Annotated in this window: 14 protein-coding genes, 1 pseudogene and 1 riboswitch; of the genes and pseudogenes, 8 read left to right on the plus strand and 7 right to left on the minus strand. The window is 67.1% G+C overall.

All coding sequences use genetic code 11. The features are described from left to right. Window positions 1–54: 54 nt before the first annotated feature. From ACFFUC_RS14525 to ACFFUC_RS14545, 5 genes are read right to left on the minus strand one after another with little or no spacing between them, the layout of a single operon-like run. Window positions 55–825, minus strand: coding sequence for an enoyl-CoA hydratase-related protein (locus tag ACFFUC_RS14525; RefSeq protein ID WP_377687437.1), 771 nt, complete (start codon window positions 823–825; stop codon window positions 55–57). 25 nt (window positions 826–850) lie between these two features. Continuing rightward, entirely contained in the window at window positions 851–1,978 is a 1,128-nt protein-coding gene (locus tag ACFFUC_RS14530; RefSeq protein WP_377687439.1) for an acyl-CoA dehydrogenase family protein, read from the minus strand. After that, on the minus strand, window positions 1,978–3,180 hold the full coding sequence (locus tag ACFFUC_RS14535) for an acetyl-CoA C-acyltransferase (RefSeq protein WP_377687441.1): 1,203 nt from the start codon (window positions 3,178–3,180) through the stop codon (window positions 1,978–1,980). Before ACFFUC_RS14535 ends, ACFFUC_RS14530 begins: the two co-directional genes overlap by 1 nt. A 23-nt stretch (window positions 3,181–3,203) precedes the next feature. Beyond that, on the minus strand, window positions 3,204–3,971 hold the full coding sequence (locus tag ACFFUC_RS14540) for an SDR family NAD(P)-dependent oxidoreductase (protein WP_377687443.1): 768 nt from the start codon (window positions 3,969–3,971) through the stop codon (window positions 3,204–3,206). Window positions 3,972–3,981: 10 nt separating this feature from the next. Then, window positions 3,982–5,667, minus strand: coding sequence for an AMP-binding protein (locus ACFFUC_RS14545; protein ID WP_377687445.1), 1,686 nt, complete (start codon window positions 5,665–5,667; stop codon window positions 3,982–3,984). A gap of 136 nt (window positions 5,668–5,803) precedes the next feature. Here ACFFUC_RS14545 and ACFFUC_RS14550 point away from each other — a divergent pair, with 136 nt between their 5' ends. Next, complete coding sequence (locus ACFFUC_RS14550; RefSeq protein ID WP_377687447.1) at window positions 5,804–6,790, plus strand: AraC family transcriptional regulator; 987 nt, start codon at window positions 5,804–5,806, stop codon at window positions 6,788–6,790. Between the two features lie 12 nt (window positions 6,791–6,802). Here the strand turns inward: ACFFUC_RS14550 and ACFFUC_RS14555 are convergent, their stop codons facing one another. After that, complete coding sequence (locus ACFFUC_RS14555; RefSeq protein ID WP_377687448.1) at window positions 6,803–7,099, minus strand: branched-chain amino acid transport AzlD family protein; 297 nt, start codon at window positions 7,097–7,099, stop codon at window positions 6,803–6,805. Beyond that, window positions 7,096–7,827, minus strand: coding sequence for an AzlC family ABC transporter permease (locus ACFFUC_RS14560; RefSeq protein WP_377687449.1), 732 nt, complete (start codon window positions 7,825–7,827; stop codon window positions 7,096–7,098). Before ACFFUC_RS14560 ends, ACFFUC_RS14555 begins: the two co-directional genes overlap by 4 nt. A 349-nt stretch (window positions 7,828–8,176) precedes the next feature. Here ACFFUC_RS14560 and ACFFUC_RS14565 point away from each other — a divergent pair, with 349 nt between their 5' ends. The 7 genes and pseudogenes from ACFFUC_RS14565 to ACFFUC_RS14595 form a co-directional block, all read left to right on the plus strand. Then, window positions 8,177–9,454: a metallophosphoesterase family protein gene (locus ACFFUC_RS14565; RefSeq protein ID WP_377687451.1), complete on the plus strand. Its 1,278-nt coding sequence runs from the start codon at window positions 8,177–8,179 to the stop codon at window positions 9,452–9,454. Beyond that, window positions 9,454–12,924 carry an ATP-binding protein gene (locus ACFFUC_RS14570; RefSeq protein WP_377687452.1) on the plus strand — a complete coding sequence of 1,157 codons (3,471 nt, stop codon included), beginning with the start codon at window positions 9,454–9,456 and terminating at the stop codon, window positions 12,922–12,924. Before ACFFUC_RS14565 ends, ACFFUC_RS14570 begins: the two co-directional genes overlap by 1 nt. A 265-nt stretch (window positions 12,925–13,189) precedes the next feature. Continuing rightward, entirely contained in the window at window positions 13,190–14,854 is a 1,665-nt protein-coding gene (locus ACFFUC_RS14575; protein ID WP_377687453.1) for an alpha/beta hydrolase, read from the plus strand. Further along, complete coding sequence (locus ACFFUC_RS14580) at window positions 14,836–15,729, plus strand: dienelactone hydrolase family protein (RefSeq protein WP_377687454.1); 894 nt, start codon at window positions 14,836–14,838, stop codon at window positions 15,727–15,729. Before ACFFUC_RS14575 ends, ACFFUC_RS14580 begins: the two co-directional genes overlap by 19 nt. Window positions 15,730–16,140: 411 nt before the next feature. Further along, window positions 16,141–17,850 (plus strand): calcium-binding protein, encoded by a 1,710-nt coding sequence (locus ACFFUC_RS14585; RefSeq protein ID WP_377687456.1) that lies wholly within the window; start codon window positions 16,141–16,143, stop codon window positions 17,848–17,850. Between the two features lie 272 nt (window positions 17,851–18,122). After that, a riboswitch (glycine riboswitch) is annotated at window positions 18,123–18,215 on the plus strand. Between the two features lie 45 nt (window positions 18,216–18,260). After that, a complete protein-coding gene (locus tag ACFFUC_RS14590; protein ID WP_377687460.1) occupies window positions 18,261–19,526 on the plus strand; it encodes a D-amino acid dehydrogenase in 1,266 nt (421 codons plus the stop codon). Between the two features lies 1 nt (window position 19,527). After that, window positions 19,528–19,713 (plus strand): annotated as a pseudogene (locus tag ACFFUC_RS14595) (threonine/serine dehydratase); the annotation flags it as partial.

The raw sequence follows: 19,713 nt of genomic DNA on the forward strand, positions 1-19,713 counted from the left end.
AAAAGGCCCCCGTTCGGGGGCCTTTTGTCGTTGGTTGGCCACTGCGTGCGCGCCTTAGTCCGCGTGGAATTTCGGGCTGCGTTTCTCGACAAATGCGCCCATGCCCTCGCGCTGGTCGGCGGTGCCGAACATGCGGTGGAACAGGCGGCGTTCGTAAAGGATGCCTTCGGACAGGCTGGTTTCCTCGGCGCGCATGACGGCCTCGCGCGCCATCCGTGCGGCATTGCGCGAATAGCTCGCGATCTGGCGCGCGGCCTCGAGCGCGGTCGGGACCACTTCGGCGTCGGGGACGACGCGGGCGACGAGGCCCGACTGAAGCGCCTCGGCCGCATCCATCATCCGGCCCGTCAGATGCATGTCCATCGAGCGCGCCCGCCCGATCAGCTTGGTCATCCGCTGCGTGCCGCCCATGCCCGCGATGACGCCGATCTTGATTTCCGGCTGGCCGAATTTCGCGCCCTCGCCCGCAATGGCGAAATCGCACATCATCACGACCTCGCAGCCGCCGCCCAAGGCGAACCCGTTCACGGCGGCGATCTTCGGGGTCTTGCAGGCGGCGAAACGGTCCCAGACCGCGAAGAAATCATCCTCGATCATCTGATCGGCGCTGCGGTCGACCATTTCGGAAATATCCGCGCCCGCGGCAAAGGCGCGCTCGGATCCGGTGATGACGATGGCGCCGATGCCCTTGTCCTTCTCGATCGCCTCGACGGCTTCGACCAGCTCGACCGCGAGCGCGGAATTGAGCGCATTGAGCTGTTTGGGCCGGTTGAGGCGGATCAGGGCGACGCGGTCTTCGACTGTGATTTCAATCAGTTCGGGCATGACTTCCTCGGGGTTTCGGAGGCTTTTAAAGGCTGCGGGCGATGACGAGACGCTGGATCTCGCTGGTGCCTTCGTAAATCTGGCAGACGCGGACATCGCGGTAAATCCGTTCAACCGGATAGTCGCGCAAATAGCCGTAGCCGCCGTGGATCTGGATCGCGTCGGAACAGACCCGCTCGGCCATTTCCGAGGCCACGAGTTTCGCCATCGAGGCCTCGGTCAGCGCCGGACGGCCCGCCTCGCGGAGCGCGGCCGCATGGAGGACCATCTGGCGCGCCGTCTCTATCCGCGTCGCCATATCGGCGAGTTTGAAGGCCACCGCCTGATGCGCCATCAAGGGCTTGCCGAAGGTGATGCGTTCCTTGGCATAGGCGCGGGCCGCGTCGAAAGCCGCGCGGGCCATGCCCACCGCCTGCGCCGCAATCCCGATCCGCCCACCTTCAAGGTTCGAGAGCGCGATTTTCAGCCCCTCGCCCTCTTCCCCCAGACGGTTTTCGACCGGAATGCGCATATTGGTAAAGGCGATCGCGCAGGTATCCGAGGCATGCTGGCCGAGTTTGTGCTCGACGGAAACCACCTGATAGCCGGGCGTGTCGGTCGGCACGATAAAGGCGGTGATGCCCTTCTTGCCCGCCTCGGGATCGGTCACGGCAAAGACGATAATCACCTTGCCGTTCTTGCCCGATGTGATGAATTGTTTCGCGCCATCAAGCACATAGTGATCGCCGTCGCGCCGCGCCCGCGTCTTGATCGCCGCCGCATCCGAGCCGGTCGAGGGCTCGGTCAGCGCGAAGCCCCCGATCCATTCCCCCGAGGCCATTTTCGGCAGAAAGCGCGCTTTTTGCGCGTCGGTGCCGAATTTCAGGATCGGCATGCAGCCGACCGAGCTATGGACCGAGATGATGGTCGAACAGGTCCCGTCGCCCGCCGCGATTTCTTCGAGCGCGGCGGCATAGGCCACCATGCCGAGGTCCGAGCCGCCCCATTCCTCGGGGACGAGCATGCCGAGAAAGCCCAGCTCGCCCATTTCGCGCATCTCGTCATGGGGGAAAGCGTGATCCGCGTCGCGCTGATGGGCCCCCGGCAGCAGGCTGTTTTGCGCGTAATCGCGGGCGGCCTCGCGGATTTGTTCCTGATCTTCGTTCAGCAGCATCAGATCAACCTTTCGATCGCGACGGCGGTGCCTTCGCCGCCGCCAATGCAAAGCGAGGCCATGCCGCGTTTGAGCCCGTGGGTCTCGAGCGCCGACAAAAGCGTGACCATGATCCGCGCGCCGGTCGCGCCGATCGGATGGCCAAGGGCGCAGGCACCGCCGTGGATATTGACCTTGTCATGGGGCAGATCGAGATCCTTCATCGCGGCCATGGCGACGACGGCGAAAGCCTCGTTGATCTCGAACAGATCGACATCTTTCAGGCCCCAGCCGGTCTTTTCCGACAGTTTGCGCATCGCGCCGATCGGGGCGGTCGGGAAGAGGTTCGGCTTGTCGGCATGGGTCGCATGGCCGACCAGAACCGCGCGCGGGGTCAGCCCGCGACGCTCCGCCTCGGAGGCGCGCATCAAGACCAATGCCGCGCCGCCGTCCGAGATCGAGGACGAATTCGCCGCCGTCACCGTGCCGCCCTCGCGGAAGGCCGGACGCAGGGTCGGGATTTTCTCGGGACGGGCCTTGCCGGGCTGTTCGTCGATGGAAATCACGGCCTCCGCGCGGCCGGCCTTGACCGTGACGGGGGCGACTTCGGCGGCAAAAAGCCCCTCGGTGATCGCGCGCTGCGCCCGTTCGAGAGAGGCGATCGCATAGGCGTCCTGCTCTTCGCGGGTGAAGCCGAAAGCCTCGGCGCAATCTTCCGCGAATGTGCCCATCAGACGGCCCTTGTCATAGGCGTCCTCCAGCCCGTCGAGGAACATGTGATCCAGAACCTGCCCGTGCCCCATGCGGTAGCCCGCGCGGGCCTTGGGCAGAAGATAAGGGGCGTTCGACATGCTCTCCATCCCGCCCGCGACCATGATCTTGGCGGAACCCGCCAGCAGCATGTCATGGGCAAACATCGCCGCCCGCATCCCCGAGCCGCACATCTTGTTCACCGTGCTCGCGCCGACCGCGACCGGCAGGCCCGCGCCAAGCGCCGCCTGACGCGCGGGGGCCTGACCCTGACCGGCGGGCAGGACGCAGCCCATGATCACCTCGTCGACCTGATCGGGGACAAGGTCCGCGCGCTCAAGGCTGGCGCGGATCGCGGCGGCACCAAGTTGCGCGGCGGTGGTCTGGGCGAAATCGCCCTGAAAGCCGCCCATCGGCGTGCGCGCCACGCTGACGATGACGACCGGATCAGAGGCAAATGATTGGTTCGACATGGTTTTCTCCTGTTTGGCCGCGATCATTTCGCCGACATGCGCAAAGCGCCGTCGAGGCGGATGACTTCGCCGTTGAGCATCTGGTTCTCGACCGCATGGCGCACCATCGCGGCATATTCCGCCGGATCGCCGAGGCGGGGCGGGAAGGGGACCAGCGCGCCGAGGCTGTCTTGCACCTCTTGCGGCATCCCCGTCATCATCGGCGTGGCGAAAATTCCGGGCGCGATGGTGATCACGCGGATGCCGTGACGCGCCAGCTCGCGCGCGGCGGGCAGGGTCAGGGATGCGACCGCGCCTTTCGATGCCGCATAGGCCGCCTGCCCGATCTGGCCGTCATAGGCGGCGATCGAGGCGGTGTTGATGATCACGCCGCGCTCGCCGCCCGAGGCGGGCTCGTTCTTCGCGATCGCTTCGGCAGCAAGACGCAGCATGTTGAACGTGCCGATCAGGTTGATCGAGACCGCGCGGGCGAAGCTGTCGAGACGGTGCGGCCCCTCGCGGCCGAGGATCTTTTCACCGGGCGCGATGCCCGCGCAATTGACCAAAGCGTCGATGCGCCCGAAGGCCGCAAGCGCCGCCGCGACCGCCGCCTGACCATCGGCATCCGAGGTCACATCGGTCTGGTGAAACAGCGCATTCGGCCCAAGTGCTGCGGCCGCTGCCGCCCCCGCCTCGGGGTTGATGTCTAGCAAGACGGCCTTGCCGCCGCCCTCGACCACCATTTTCGCCACGGCATTGCCGAGGCCGGAACCCGCGCCGGTAATCAGGAAAACACGGTTTTCGATCTGCATGGTTTTCTCCTTAGGCAGCAGGCGTGGCGGCGGCTTCCAGCTTTTCGATCTCGGCTTTGCGCAGCAGGAAGCGCTGGATCTTGCCGCTCGGGGTCTTGGGCAATTCTGTCACGAAATCGACCGCGCGGGGATAGGCATGGGCGGAAAGCTGTTTGCGCACATGCTGGCGCAGCTCTTCGGCCAGCGCCTCCGAGGGGGTGGCGTCGGGGGCAAGGATGACGAAGGCCTTCACGATCTCGGTGCGCTCGGGGTCGCGGACGCCGATCACGGCGGCCTCGGTCACGGCGGGATGTTCGATCAGCGCGCTTTCGACGTCGAAAGGCCCGATCCGGTAGCCCGATGAGGTGATCAGATCATCCGAGCGTCCGATAAAGCTGATGCGCCCGTCGGGTTCCAGCTCGACACTGTCGCCGGTGCGGTAATAGCCTCCGGCAATCGCGGGCGTATCCTTGCGGTAATAGCCCGTGAACCACAAAAGCGGCGAGGCTTCGATATCGACCGCCAATACGCCGGGCTGGTTCGGCCCCAGCTCGCGGCCTTCGGCGTCCAGAACCGCGACGCGGTAGCCGGGCATGGCGAAACCGGCGGAACCGGGGTGGACCGGATGGCTCAGGCCGTGGTGGTTGTTCACGACCATCCCCGTTTCGGTCTGGCCGTAATGGTCAAAGATCGGCGCGCCGAGATGGGCGTCGAACCAGCGGATGACCTCGGGGTTGAGCGGCTCTCCCGCGCTGGAGACCGCGCGCAGGCGGCCCTTGACGGCAGCGGCCGCCTCGGGGCCTGCGGCCATGAGCAGGCGGAAGGCGGTGGGCGAGCCGGCAAGGTTCGTCACGCCGAGGCGGGTGATCAGCTCGTAAGTGCTTTCGGCGGTGAAACTGCCCTCGTACAGCGTTGTGGCGATGCCCAAAAGCAGCGGGCCGGTGATCGCGTAGTAAAGCCCATAGGCCCAGCCCGGATCGGCGATGTTCCAGAACACGTCGCCGGTCCGAAGCCCGACCGCCTCGCGCATATAGGCCTCGAAGGCGAGCATGGCGCGCAACGGAACCGGCACGCCCTTGGGCAGGCCCGTCGTGCCCGAGGTCGACATCATCATGAAGAGATCGTCGGCCCTGCGCATGACCGGCGCGAAATCGGCCGAGGAGGCGGCCAAAGCGGCGGCCAGATCCAGATCGCCCGCAGGCAAAGCCTCGCCCGCTTTCAGGACGGTTGCGACGGGGGGCGCATCGGGGATCTCGGCGATTTTGGCGCGGTTGGCGGGATTGGTGACGACCAGTTTCGCGCCGCTGGTGTGAAAGCGGTGCTCGATCGCCTTGGGGCCGAAAGCGGTGAATAGCGGCTGATAGACCGCGCCGATCAGCCATGTGCCCAGAATGGTCGCGACCAGATCGACCCCGCGTGGCAAAAGCCCCGCCACGACATCGCCCGCCTTTATGCCCTGTGCGGTCAGGACATTGGCCATGCGCGCCGAAAGATCGCGCAGCTCGGCGAACGTATAGTCTCGCCCCGTGCCATCCGCCGCAATCGCCCGCAGCGCCAGCCCGCTCGACCCATCCGCCGCAATATGGCGGTCGACGCATTCGACACAGGCGTTCAGCGCCTCGGGACTGCCCGAAAGCCGCGCCATTGCGGCCTCGAGGGTGAAATCCCTGACGGCCTGCTCGTGGCTTGCGGGCTGCGATTGTGCTGTGGTGCTCATCCGAAGGCTCCCCCTTCTGCTGCTCTTTGGGCCCGCCTCCTCGCGGGTGTGACGGGGAAAGGTTAACGCGGAGTTTCTTGCAAACAATGACGCAGCCTGTGCTAATATCTGATCGGTTTTGCAATATGAGGCAGGGATGGAGCGCGCCAATATCAGCCCCGGTTTCGTCGAGGATGCGCTGAATGCCTTGCGCATCAAGGGGATCGCGACCGCGCCCTATCTGGCGGCGGCGGGACTGCCGCCCGTGGTCGATGCGCCGGTGACGAACGGGCAATATGCGCGGCTGTGGCTGCTGATCGCCGAAGGGATCAGCGACGAATTCTTCGGCCTTGGTGCGCGTCCGATGCGGCCCGGCGCGTTCCGGCTGATGTGTCAGGCGATGCTTCATGCGGGGACGCTCGATCAGGCGCTCAAGCGGGGCTTGAGCTTTCTGGATGTGGTCCTTGATGCGCCGACGGGGCGGCTGCGCCAGCAAGGTGGCGCGGCGGTGATCGCGCTGTCCGAACCCGAGGGTGCCCCCGCCCGTCCCGCCTTTGCCTATCGCGCCTATTGGCTGATCGTGATGGGGGTGGCCTGCTGGCTGATCGGGCGCCGCGTCGCGCTGAAGCGGCTTGATTTTGCCTGTCCCGCGCCGGCGGACCGGCTCGATTACCGCCAGTTCTTCGGCGCGCCGGTGCGGTTCGACCAGCCCGAGACGCTGCTGGTTTTCGACGCCTCTTACTTGGCCCTGCCCTTGGTGCGCAGCGAAACCGCATTGCGCAGCTTCATGCGCGAGGCCCCCGCGAACCTGCTGGTGCGCTATCGCCACGACCACGATATCGCCGCCGAGGTGCGCGCGCGGCTCGAGAAAGTCGCGCCGCAGGACTGGCCCGATTTCGAGGCGATGGCGCGGGATCTCGGCCTGTCGCCCGCGACATTGCGGCGCAAATTGCGCGCGGACGGGCAAAGCTTCGGCGCGATCAAGGACGAGCTGCGCTCGGTTCTGGCGCAACGTCTGCTCAAGGGGCGGCAAAGCGTGGCCGAGGTTGCGGGTGCGCTTGGCTATAGCGAGCCCTCGGCCTTTCACCGCGCCTTTCTGAAATGGACCGGCCAGAGTCCGGGCGCTTTCCGGCGGTTGGCCTGAGGCGGGCGCGGCCTAAAGGATCTGGCGCAGAAGCCCTGCCGCGACGATCGCGATGATCACCGTGGGCAGCATCGGCAGCCGCGCCGCCGCCACCATCGTGATCACCAGCGCGATCAGGTCGGCGGGATGGCCGGTGACGAAATGGGGGGCGATGACGCTGATCAGGATGCAGCCGGGCGCGGCCTCCATCATCAGTTGCAGGCGCGGGCTGATGGTGCGGTCGCGCAGGAACAGATAGCCCGGGATCCGCGTGGTATAGGTCACGGCCAGCATGGCGAGGATGGTCAGAACGGTCGAAAGCGGGATCACGGCGCGCGGTCCGCCAGCAGCAAGGCCACGCCCAGCCCCGTAAGGGTGCCGACCGGCACATACCACGCGCCGGGCAGGTAAAGGACGCTCAATCCCGCGGCAATCAGGCTCGCGATCCAGGGCAGCGCGGCGCGCAGCCCGCTCCACATGCCCGCCAGCATGACCAGAAAGACAGCCGGAAAAGCCATGTCGAAACCAAAGCGCGTGACATCGCCCAACACCGGCCCGATGGCGGCGCCGATCGCGGTGCAAACGACCCAAGTGAGGTAAAGCGGCGCGGCGACGCCCGCGTAATAGCGCAGGCTGATCACGCCGCCCTTGCGCCGCATTTCCTGCATCGCCAGCGCCCAGACCTCGTCGCACATGAAGAAAAGCGCGGGCAGGACCTGCCGCAGCGGCTTGCCCTTGAAGGCGGGTGCAAGTGCGGCCCCCATCAGGATATGGCGGCTGTTGATCAAAAGCGTCACCGCCGCGATCAGCAGAAGATGCGGCGGAGAGGACCAGAGCGCGACCGCCGCAAACTCGGAGCCGCCCCCGAAATTGAGGCCGGTCATCAGCGGAACCTCGACCACGCTCATGCCTTTTTGTGCGGCCTGCGCCCCCAGAACCAGCGCGAAGGGCACGAAACCCAGCATGATCGGGACCGCATCCAACAAGCCGCGCAACGCGGGAGGGCGCGCGGAGGAGGGGGCAAGTCCGGCGGGGGAAGGGCTGTCGACAGAGGACATGGCACACTCGGCTTTTTTGCCGCTATGCCCGCATTCGCCCGCAAATGCAATTCCCGCGCCCTTCCGGTATACCAAAGCGTGAACGCAAAAAGCGGTTGCAAGCGGTGGCGGGCGCGGCGGTATCGGGCGCCGCCGCGCAAGCCCGCCACGGCCCCGCCAAGCCCCGCTCCCGACAGATCCGGCCCTGCCGCCGTCGTCCAAAGCTCCCTCGCGCGCATGATCCGTCGCCGGAGCGGCTTGCTTTGGCGGGCAAAACTCCCGAGACTGCCGGCAGGCTGGCCAGCCAAGCGCCACGTCTTTTCCCACCGACTGCCTTTTCCGACCAACCCTTTCGACCATGCGGCCCGCCTTGACCTTCCGCTTCATCCATACCGCCGATCTCCACCTCGACTCGCCCCTCGTTTCGTTGGCTTTGCGCGACCGCGATCTGGCCGAGCGTCTGGGCGTCGCGAGCCGTGCGGCGCTGAGCGCGATTGTCGATCTCTGTCTGGCAGAGCAGGTCGATGCGCTGCTGATCGCGGGGGATTTGTGGGACGGTTCGCAGGCCTCGGCCAAAACGCCGGGGATGCTCAAGGCGGAGCTGCGCCGCCTCGATGCCGCCGGAATCCGCTGCTTCATCATTCGCGGCAACCATGATGCGATCTCCAAAGTCACGCGCGAACTCGACCCGCCGCCCAATACCGTGGTCTTCGGCGCGCGCGCCAAAACCCACCGTTTCGAGGCGGGCGGGCACGAGATCGCGGTTCATGGCCTCAGCTTTGCCGATCCCCATGCGCCCCAAAGCCTGCTGCCGCTTTATCCGGTGGCGGTCGCGGGGGCCTTCAATATCGGGATGATGCATACCAGCCTGAACGGGGCCGAGGGCCACGACATCTATGCGCCCTGTTCGCTGGCCGAGCTCGACGCTTTTTCCTATGATTATTGGGCGCTCGGCCATATCCACCGCCGCGCCGAATATCACGGCCGCGCCGCCGTGGTGATGGCGGGCATCCCGCAGGGCCGCGACATCGGCGAGGCGGGGCCGGCCAGCGTCACGATGGGCACGCTGTCGGATGCGGGGGTTCTGACGCTCAGCCAGCATAGCGTTGCGAGCCTGCGCTTCGAGCGGCTGGAGGTCGATGTGACCGCTGCCGAGGACTGGCCCGGATTGTTGCAGCTGCTCGAACGCGCCTTGGGGGCCGCCGCCCGCGCCCCGCGCCCCGAAGAGCATCTGGTCCTGCGCCCGCGCCTGACGGGCGCCAGCGCTCTGGCATGGCGCATCGCCCGCGATCTCGGGCGGCTGGCGCAAGAGGCCGAAAGCCTTGCCTCCGGCCATGCCGGCCTCTGGATCGACAAGCTTGAAAATGCGACCCATGCGCCGGACGGCGCGGGCGCGGAGCATCTGCCCGACGAGCTGTCGCGCATCGTGCTCGAGGATCTGCCGCAGGATGCGGGGCTTTTGGCCGCGCTCGATCAGGCGATGGCAGAGCTGCAACGAGATCTGCCTGCCGATCTGGCGGGGATGTTCGGCGATGACGAGGGCGCTGCAGCCCGCGCCCGCGCCACGCTTTTGTCCGAAGGCAGCGCCGCGCTTTTGTCGCGGCTGACCCTCGGCAACACCGCATCCGGCAGCGGCGAGGAGGCGTGATGCGGCTCGAACGGCTCGATCTGACGCGCTACGGCCGCTTTACCGATGCGGCGCTGGACTTTCCCGCGCCTCAGGCCGGCGCCCCCGATTTCCACATCATCTACGGACCGAACGAGGCCGGAAAATCGACGCTCTTTTCGGCATGGCTCGACTTTCTATTCGGGATTCCGGCGCGTACGCCCTATGATTTCCTGCACAAGGGGCCGACGATGCGGATCGGGGCGCGCATCACCCATGCGGGCGGCACGCTCGATCTGGTGCGGCTCAAGAAAAACAGCGCGAGCCTTGGCGATCCGCATGGCGCGCCGGTGCCCGAAACCAGCCTTCAGGCGCTTTTGGGCGGGCTCTCGCGCGACAGTTACGGCGCGATGTTCTCGCTCGACGACGAGACGATCGAGCGCGGCGGCGAAAGCATTCTCGCGAGCAAGGGCGATCTGGGCGAGATGCTGTTTTCCGCCAGCGCCGGCCTGTCGGGCTTGGGACCGCAGCTTGACGGCCTGCGCGGGGCGCTCGACGAATTCCACAAGCCGGGCGGGCGCAAGGGCATGCTGCGCGAGACCCGCGCGGCGATCACCGATCTCGACCGCCGCCGCCGCGAGCTGGACACTTCGGCCGCGGCTTTTCGCCGCCTGAGTGCCGAGGTCAATGCCGCCGAGACGCAATGGCGCGAGGCCCGCGCCGGCGAGGCCGCGCTGGATGCGGCGCTTCGCCAGCGGCGCGATCTGCTGGCGGCGGCCCCTTTGCGCCAGCGCCTCGCCGATCTGCGCGCCAAATGGCAGCCCTTCGCCGCGCTGCCCCCCGCGACCGAGGCCGATCAGGCCCGCTTCCGCGCGCTCGAGGACCAGCGCATCGCTTTGGATACGCGGATCGCCGACCGTGCCCCGCGACTGGCCGAAGCCGATGCCCGTCTTGCGCAGCTCGCGCCCGATCCCGTGCTGGACGAAGCCCGCGCCGCGATTGCCGCCGCCGAAGCTTTGCGCCCCGAACACGAGGCCGCGCTCAAGGATCTGCCGCGCCGCCGCGCCGAGCGCGACGAGGAGGGCGACAATCTGCGCCTCGCCCTTGCGCGGCTCGACCAAAGCGGCGCGGATCCTGCCGCGCTGATCCTCGATGTGGCGCGGCTGTCGCAGCTTCGCGGGCTTTTGACGCGGTTCTCCGGCCTCGAGGCCGAAGCCGCCCGCGCGGGGCTCGAGGCCGAACGCGCCGCCTCGCGCCTGCGTCTGGCCGAGACCGAGGCGCAAGCCTCCGGCGCGCCGGAAGATGGGGCGGTGCTCCACCAGCTGATCGCGACGCTGCGCGGGCGTGAGCTCGCGGACGGATTGGCGCGCGCCCGGACTTTGCGCGAAATGACCCGCGCCGAGCTCGCGACCGCAATGCGCGGCCTTTTGCCTTGGCGCGGCACGCCCGAGGATCTGGCGGCACTTCCCGTGCCCGCCGACTGGCAATGGGTGGCACTCGAGGCGCGGGCAGAGACCACGCGTCAGGCCGAAGCCGATGCCCGCCGCGCGCGTGACTCCAGTTTCGAGGCCCGCGATCTGGCGCGGCAGGAGGCCGCTTTGCGTGATGCGCGCGGTCAGGCGCAGAGCCTGCATCTGGCGGCTGCGACCGATGCGCGGGCGCGGCGCGAGGCGCTGTGGTCGGATCACCGCGCGGCGCTCGATCCGGCTTCGGCGCAGGCTTTCGAAGCGGCCCTGCGCGAGGACGACCGCCTCTCGGCGCTTTTCGCGCAGGCCCTCGCCGAAGAGGAGCGGCGCGGTGCGGCCGATGCCGCCCTGACCCGCGCCGAGGCCAATGCCGCGCGCGACGAGGGGCTGTGGCAGGGTGCCGATGCGGCCCGCCGCGCCCATCTCGACGAGGTGGCGGCGCTCGCCTCCGCCCTTGCGCTCGACGCGCCCGATCTGGCCGCTTTGGGCCAATGGATCGAGCGGCGCGACGAGGCCCTGCGCCGGATCGCGGCGCAAGATCAGGCCGAAGCGGCGGTGCTTCAGGCCGAAGCGGCGCGTGACGGTGCGGCCCGCGCTTTGGCGCAGGCTTTGGGGCGCGAAGGCGGGGACGGCGCCGGTTTCGATCTGCTGTGGTCCGAGGCTCTGGCGCGCGATGCCGCTGCCGAAAAGCATCTGGCCGAGCGCCGCAGGCTGGCTGAAATGCGTTCCGATCTCGCCGGTCGCGACGAGGATCTGGCCCGCGCCTCGGCAGCGCTTGCGGATTGGCGCGCGGCTTGGGATCAGGCGGCGGCGGGCAGCCTTCTGGCCGGTCGCGCACTTGATCCGGCGGCCGTCGGCGCGCTTCTCGACGGGTTGGAGGCCTTGGGCAAAAGCGCGCTCGCCCATGGCTCGCTCGCCGACCGCATCGTCAAGATGGAGGCCAATAGCGCCGCGTTCCAGAGGGCCGCCGCCGCTGTCCTGACCATGCTCTCCCTGCCCGAAGCTACGGCTTGGGCCGATGTTCTGGCGCGGCTCGGAGAGGCCGAAAGCCGCGACCGCCAGCGCCGCGAGTTGCAGGCAAGTCTTGCGCTCGAACAGCAATCTTCGGCGCGCGACCAGACGGCGCGTGCCGAAAACAGCGCGGCAATCGCCGCCTTGGCGCGCGAATTCGCCATGCCCGCCCCCGAAACCGATGCTCCGGCGGGCCGGCTTTCCGAAGCGCTTGCCGCGCATCTGGCGTCCTGTCTCGAAGGGAGCCGTCTTTCCCGCGAAATCGGGGAATTGCAGCGCGATCTTGCGGATAAAGCGGCCGCCGTGACCGAAAAGGGCGCGACCGAGGACGGCGCGCCCGCAGGTTCCACCGGCACCGCCGATCCCGCAGCTCTCGCGCAGGAGGCCGAACGCCTCGCCGCCGATCTCGATCTGGCGCGCCAGCACAGTCAGGAGCGTTTCGCCGCCCTCAGCGAGGCGCGCCGCCAGCGCGATGCGGTCGGCGGCGATGATGCCGTGGCGCTGATCGAATCGGAACGTGCCAATCTTCTCAACCTCTTGCGCGAGAAATCGCGCGAGCATCTCGCCGCGCGCTTCGGGCTGATCGCGCTCGAACACGGGCTCAGACGCTTTCGCGACAGCCACCGCAGCGCCATGCTCGCCCGCGCCTCCGAGGCCTTCCGCCAGCTCAGCCGCAACCGCTATCAGGGGCTTGCGGCCGAGCCCGACGGCAGCAACGAGGTGCTTCTGGCGATCCCGCGCGAAGGCGGTGCGAAACTGGCCGCGCAGCTTTCCAAGGGCACGCGGTTCCAGCTCTATCTCGCCCTGCGCATCGCGGGCTATCACGAGCTGGCCGGGACCCGCCCGATGGTGCCCTTCATCGCCGACGACATCATGGAGACCTTCGACGACGGCCGCGCGACCGAAGCTTTCGCGCTTTTGGGCGCGATGGCGCGGCGCGGGCAGGTGATCTATCTGACCCACCACCGCCATTTGTGCGATTTGGCGCAGGAGGCCGCACCCGGCGCGCGGATTATCGATTTCGAGACGATCTAGCGCGGGCGATCGGGGCCAAAGCGCCTCGGGACGATGACCCGCGCGATGATTTGCGCGTGATCGGCGGGGGCCCGGGGCGAAACCGCGCGACAACGCGCGCGTTTCGTGTATCTCTGGCCGCAATCGCCGCGCCCTGCCGCGATCCTCTTTTGCATGGGGCCCGTATCGGGTGCCGATGCACGGAACGGGGACTGCAACGGGGCCGGGCCAAAGCCAGAAGCACCGTTGAAGAATGCCGCAGAACGCCAAAGACCGGAGAGCCGACATGCCCAAAACCAGAGCCCTAAACAATTTCTCGGTGCTCTCGCTCTTGGTCGGGTTGTTGCTGGCGGCGGCTTCGCTGACACCCTCGCTGGTGCCGCGCAGCACAGTCTTTCAGGGCGTGCTGATGGGGGCCTCGGCCGCGCTCGGCTATCTGGTGACGCGGTTCTTCCTCGCGCTTTGGCGCGCGCTCGAGATCAAGGTGCTGACCGGACGTCCGGCCTCGGTCGCACTCGGGCTTTTGGCGGTTCCGGTGCTGGCGGTTCTGGCCTTTTGCGTGGCTGATGCGCGCGGCTGGCAAAACACCATCCGCAGCCGCATGGGCCTGCCCGATCTCGAGGCGGTGAGCACGGTCAAGATCCTCGTGATCGCGGTCGGCGTCTTCATCTTGCTGTTTTTGATCGGATATCTGATCCAGCTTTTGTTTCTGGTGCTGCGTGACCGGCTCGCGCGCTATATTCCCGCCAGTAGCGCCAATGTGCTGGGCCTGCTGCTTTCGGCCGTGCTGGTGGTGATCGCGACGCGGGACGGCGCGGTGAACTGGTTCCTGCGCGTGGCCGACAGCTCTTATGCCGCGGCCCAGCATTTGACCGATCCCAACCGCCCCGCACCCGAGACCGACTGGCAACCGGGCGGGCCGCAATCGCTGATCAGCTGGGATCTGATGGGCAAGCCGGGGCGCGATTTCGTCATGAGCGGGCCCTCGCGCGCCGATATCGAGGCCTTCTCGGGCCGCCCCGCCAAAGAGCCCCTGCGCATCTATGTCGGCCTCGCGCAGGACACCGATCCCCAGCGCCGCGCCGAGGTCGCTCTGGCCGAAATGATCCGTGTCGGCGCCTTCGAGCGCAAGGTTCTGGTCGTGGCCAGCCCGACCGGCACCGGCTGGATGGACCCCGCGAGCTATGATGCGCTCGAATATATGCATCAAGGCGATATCGCGACGGTGGGGGCGCAATATTCCTATCTGCAAAGCCCGCTTGCGCTGATTTTCGAATATGATTCCGGCCTCGCGCAGGCGACGGCGCTGATGCATGTGGTCTACGAGCATTGGGTGTCGCTGCCGCCCGAGCAGCGCCCGCGCCTTTACATGCACGGGATCTCGCTCGGCGCATGGTCGTCGATGTATGCGTTCAACGTCTTCCAGATGATGAACGAGCCGGTCGACGGCGCGCTTTGGGTCGGCCCTCCCTTCCCCTCGACGCTGTGGAACCAGGCCAATGCCGCGCGCGAGCCGGGCAGCCCCTTCGTTCTGCCCGAGGTCGATGACGGGCAGGTCATCCGCTATGCCAGCCAATTCGCCAAACCCGAGCGCTCGGGCAAGCCGTGGGGCCGCATCCGCGTGCTGTTCCTGCAATATGCCAGCGACCCCATTGTCTTCTATTCGGCCTCGGCGCTCTGGCGCGAGCCGGTCTGGATGGGCGAGCCCGCCGCCCCCGATGTCTCGCCATCGCTGTCCTTCACGCCGATCGTGACGCAGTTGCAGCTGACGATGGACCTGCTGGCCTCGACCACGCCGCCGCCGGGTTACGGCCATACCTATCACGTCCACGATTACATCGACGCCTGGGTTTCCGTCACCGCGCCCGAAGGCTGGAGCGCGCAGGACAGCACCCGCCTCAAGGCGATCTGCGGGCAGGAGGGGGCCTTGGGATGCGCAAACGCTACTTGATCGCGGGGATTGCATTCGCCGGTCTGGTCGCGGCGGCGCTGGCGGGCAATACCGCGCGCAATGTCGCGCGTTTCCAGCCGCTGACCCGCAGCCCCGCCGAGGCCGAGGCGCTGCTTGCGCCGGCATGGCGGCTGGTGATGCCGCCCGAAGATGCGGGTTTCTCACCGCCCTACAAGGCGGCGGTGGTGATGTCGGGCTGCGACGGGGTGCATGACAATATGGACCTCTGGGCGGGGGTTCTGGCGGGTCACGGCCGCGCCACGCTGATCCTCGACAGCCACGGGCCGCGCGGTCTGGACCAGATGCAAAGCTGGCGCGCGGTCTGTGCCGCGCAGATCCTGCCGGGGGCCGAGCGTGCCGCCGATCTGGCCGTCGCGATCGCGGCGATGGGCCGGATGGAGGGGATCGACACCAGCGATATCGCGGTTCTGGGCGCCTCGCATGGCGGCTGGTCGATCATGGAGCTGCTTGAACTTCTGGGCACCGAGGCCCCGCCGCCGGGGTTGGGCGCTTGGCCCGAGCCGCGCGCGGAGCTTGCGGCGCGGATCGGGCCGGTGGTGCTGCTTTACCCCTATTGCGGTGTGGTCAGCGGTGCGGGCGACGCCCATTGGCCCGCCAATGCCGAGGGGCTGATGGTTCTGGCGGGCGAGGACAGCATTGTCGATCCGCAGAAATGCCGCGAGATGGCTGCGGGGCTGGTCGAGCGCGGGGCCGATCTGACGGTCGCCACACTCGCGGGGGCCGATCACGGCTTCGATCAAAAGGAGCATTCGGTGGTCTCGTCGCTCATCTTCGATCAGGGGCTGACCGATCAGGCCGAGGCGCTGGTCTCCGGCCTTTTGGCCGAGCACGAGGCGGGCGCACCCGCGCTTTAGCGGCGCGTCTGCCCGTTACGCGCGCGACGGCCACCGTTACCGTCTTTCGGCGACCTCGCCGCAATTCGGGTCTGCCCCGTCTGCGGACGCCCCGCTTTTTGCTTTGCCTGTGGCGTGGCCCGATCCGTAATCAACGCCCGCGCGCTTCGGCCGCAGCTTTGCCTTCCGTGCAGGGCGGCCAGCAGCAGTGCGTCGCGATCGCGCGGGCTCTGGTCGGGAAGCGGCATCGCCACGCCCGCATTCTCGTCCGCACATTGTCACCCTCGTATCTTCGGCACCGGAAAAATGACGGCAAATAGGCTGTTTGGCCCATCCAAATGACTAATTGACCCTACCGTTAACCATGGCCATGCTGGCGGGGCGGAAAAAGCTCCGCCCTGTTGTTGTAACGAGAGAATCACGAGGTCTTCGATGTCGACTGCGCCCTTTGCGACCCATAGCCTTTCCGGGGAAATTGCCGCCTCCGCAGCGCGGGCGATGCCTGTGGCCAAGGCACCCTCCGCGCCTCAGGGCCCGCTTTCCGCCGTGCGGGTCGGGACTGCGGGCAATGATGTGATGAACGGCTCGGAATGGGGCGACGATTTCTCGGGCGGGGCCGGAAACGACACGCTGAACGGTCGCGGCGGCAACGACAGCCTCGACGGTGGTGCGGGCAATGACGTGCTCGACGGCGGCGACGGGATGGATCTGGCGGTCTACGACGGCCTGCGCGCGGCGCTGACCGTGAACCTGACCACCGGCGTCGCCTCATCGAGCGAAAGCGGTCGCGACCAGCTGATCAGCATCGAGCGACTGGTCACCGGCGCGGGCAACGACCACATCACCGGCAATGGCGCCAACAACCGCATCTTCGCGGGTGATGGCAACGACACGCTGATCGGGCTTGGCGGCGACGATACGCTGAACGGCGAGGGCGGGCGCAACCATGTCGACGGCGGCGCTGGCAACGACCATGTCCACGGCGGCGGCACGCTTTTGGGCGGGGCGGGCAATGATTACATGCGCGCGCTGAACGGCGCCGACCAGCTTTTCGGCGGCGAGGGCAACGACACCTTGCGCGGCGAGGGCGGCAACGACCGGCTCGACGGCGGCAACGGCAACGACCGGCTTTTGGGCGGGACGGGCAATGACCTGCTGATCGGCGGTGCGGGCAACGACTCTCTGATCGGTCACGAGGGCAACGACACGCTCAACGGCGGGCTCGGCAACGATGTACTGCGCGGCGACGAGGGCGATTACGCCGTCGCGGCCTTTTCGACCGGCAATGCGATCACGCTCAGCTACGAGAGCGGCAATATCGCCACGGCGACCGGCGAGGGTACGGATTCGCTCAATAATATCCAATATGTCGTCACCAGCGGCGGCAACGACGTCCTGCATGGCGGCGGTCGCGACAACAATTTCCAATCGGGGCGCGGCAACGACCTGCTGACCGGCGGTGCGGGCAACGACACGCTGATGGGCGGCGCGGGCAACGACACCCTGCGCGGCGATGCGGGCGAGAACCTGCTCGATGGCGGCGACGGCACCGACACGCTCGATTACCGCGAATGGGGCGCGGTTTCGATCGATCTGCGCGCCGGCACGCTGGAAGGCCCGACCATGACCGACCGTCTGGTCTCGATCGAGAATGCCTGGTCGGGGATCGGCAACGATACGCTTCAGGGCGATCGCGGCAACAATGTCTTTGACGGCGGGCGCGGCAACGACATGATCTCGGGTGCTTTCGGCAACGACACGCTGCGCGGCGGATTGGGCGAGGATACGCTGGTCGGCGGCGGCGGCGTCGATGTTCTGGACGGCGGCGCCGAGCAGATGCGCGACGTCTTTGTCTTCAACACCGCCTTTGAAAGCGGGCTCGGGGCGAATGCCGACCGCATCGCGAATTTCGTCTCGGGAACCGATGCCATCGATCTGAGCGCGATCGACGGAAACGGCAGCGGCGCGGGGAACGGCGCTTTCGCTTTCTCGGGCACGACGGCTGCGGCCCATTCGGTCTGGTACGCGGCCGAGGCCGGCGGACTTCGGGTTTCGGGCGATGTGAACGGCGACGGCCGCGCCGATTTCTCGATTGTGATCAACGGTGTGGCTTCGGTCACAGCGGATGACTTCCTGCTCTGAACGCGCATGATACGGGTGCCATTGCAAAGCCAAGTCGTGGGTCTTACATCACGAATTGCGATGTGATGGCGCTTGTTTCATCTTTCCAAATGGGAAGACTTGCGCCAAACTGAATATGCGGTCCTTTCGGGGGCCCGGTTCAGGGCTCTTTTGCCCATGTGATTGCTGCCTCCGTCCGCGGGGGCGGCGGATACGGTCAGGACAGGAGAGTCGGGTTCAATCCCGCGCCGACGGAGCAACGCCCCGGAATCTCTCAGGCAAAGAAACTGCCGGACCGACACTCTGGAGAGAGATGCGCCACGCATCCGCCGAAGGAGAAAGCCGCAAGCGGCGATGCTCTCAGGCAAAAGGACAGAGGGGGAATGCGTCCACAAGGACGTATTCGAACCCATACGCATCAGGAGAGCATGATGCAGTCCATTGCCGTGATCGGCGCCGGTATTACCGGCGTCACGACCGCTTACGAGCTTGCCGTAAAGGGCTTTTCCGTCACCATCTACGACCGCCAGCGCTATGCGGCGATGGAGACGAGCTTTGCCAATGGCGGCCAGCTTTCGGCCTCGAATGCCGAGGTCTGGAACCATCCCTCGACCATCATCAAGGGTCTGGGCTGGATGTTGAAATCCGACGCGCCTTTGTCGCTGAGCCTCAGGCCGAGCTGGCACAAATATAGCTGGCTGGCGGAATTCCTTGGAAATATGGGGAATTACCGCGCCAATACGACCAAAACCGCGCGGCTTGCGGTGGCGGCGCGGGCGCGGATGCGCGAGATCGCCGAACGCGAGGGCATTGCCTTCGACCGCGACGACCACGGCATCCTGCATTTCTACGAGACCGAAAAACAGATGGCCCATGCGCGCCGCGTCTCGGCGCTTCTGGCCGAAGGCGGGGTCGAGCGGCGCGAGCTCGATGCGGCGGGCGTCCATGCGCTCGAGCCGCGGCTCAAGGGCGAGGTCGCGGGCGGCTTTCACACACCGGGGGATGCGACGGGCGATATCCATCTCTTCACCAATGGACTGGCCGAGGCCGCGCGCCGCCACGGCGTGACCTTCGCCTTCGGCAGCGAGATCCTGCGCACCGCCAGCGACGGGCAGGGGGTCGAGATCGTCTACCGCGACGGCGAGGGCGCGACCCGCACCGCGCGTCATGCGGCGGTGGTCGTCTGCGCGGGCATCGGCAGCCGCGAGATCGCGCGCCAGCTTGGCGACCGCATCAACGTCTATCCGGTCAAGGGCTATTCGATCACGGTCAACCTGCTCGATGCGCAATCTCGCGAGGCCGCGCCGCAGCTGAGCCTGCTCGACGATGCGGCGAAAATCGTCACCAGCCGCCTCGGCCCCGACCGTTTCCGCGTCGCGGGTACGGCGGAATTCGCCGGCGAGAACCGCGATATCCGCGAATGCCGCATCCGACCGATCGTCGAATGGGTGAACCGCCACTTCCCCGATGTCTCGACGCGCCAATCGGTGCCTTGGGCGGGGCTGCGCCCGATGACCCCCTCGATGATGCCCAAAGTCGGGCCGGGGCGGCGCGAGAATGTCTTTTACAATACCGGCCACGGCCATCTCGGCTGGACGCTGTCGACCGCGACAGCCGAACTCGTGGCCCAATCCGTTTTGACCAACTGGAAAGGAGCCCGCCCCATGGCGCAAAACCACCTGCTGAAAGCGGCCTGATATGTCTGAGGTTGCACCTTTCTACATTCCGACGCTTGGCGACATGTATGCTGCGCGCGAGCGGATTGCGCCGCATGTCCATGTGACGCCGGTTCTGACGTCGCGGATGCTCAACGAGCTGACGGGGGCTGAGCTGTTCTTCAAATGCGAGAACCTGCAGAAAGCCGGGGCCTTCAAGGCCCGCGGC

The organism is Paracoccus cavernae, from assembly GCF_042430175.1.
Classification (GTDB): domain Bacteria; phylum Pseudomonadota; class Alphaproteobacteria; order Rhodobacterales; family Rhodobacteraceae; genus Paracoccus; species Paracoccus cavernae.

Coding starts and splice junctions, on each gene's coding strand:
- ACFFUC_RS14525 (WP_377687437.1), bottom strand. CDS start 825: ATGCCCGAACTGATTGAAATCACAGTCGAAGACCGCGTCGCCCTGATC.
- ACFFUC_RS14530 (WP_377687439.1), bottom strand. CDS start 1,978: ATGCTGCTGAACGAAGATCAGGAACAAATCCGCGAGGCCGCCCGCGAT.
- ACFFUC_RS14535 (WP_377687441.1), bottom strand. CDS start 3,180: ATGTCGAACCAATCATTTGCCTCTGATCCGGTCGTCATCGTCAGCGTG.
- ACFFUC_RS14540 (WP_377687443.1), bottom strand. CDS start 3,971: ATGCAGATCGAAAACCGTGTTTTCCTGATTACCGGCGCGGGTTCCGGC.
- ACFFUC_RS14545 (WP_377687445.1), bottom strand. CDS start 5,667: ATGAGCACCACAGCACAATCGCAGCCCGCAAGCCACGAGCAGGCCGTC.
- ACFFUC_RS14550 (WP_377687447.1), top strand. CDS start 5,804: ATGGAGCGCGCCAATATCAGCCCCGGTTTCGTCGAGGATGCGCTGAAT.
- ACFFUC_RS14560 (WP_377687449.1), bottom strand. CDS start 7,827: ATGTCCTCTGTCGACAGCCCTTCCCCCGCCGGACTTGCCCCCTCCTCC.
- ACFFUC_RS14570 (WP_377687452.1), top strand. CDS start 9,454: ATGCGGCTCGAACGGCTCGATCTGACGCGCTACGGCCGCTTTACCGAT.
- ACFFUC_RS14575 (WP_377687453.1), top strand. CDS start 13,190: ATGCCCAAAACCAGAGCCCTAAACAATTTCTCGGTGCTCTCGCTCTTG.
- ACFFUC_RS14580 (WP_377687454.1), top strand. CDS start 14,836: ATGCGCAAACGCTACTTGATCGCGGGGATTGCATTCGCCGGTCTGGTC.
- ACFFUC_RS14585 (WP_377687456.1), top strand. CDS start 16,141: ATGTCGACTGCGCCCTTTGCGACCCATAGCCTTTCCGGGGAAATTGCC.
- ACFFUC_RS14590 (WP_377687460.1), top strand. CDS start 18,261: ATGCAGTCCATTGCCGTGATCGGCGCCGGTATTACCGGCGTCACGACC.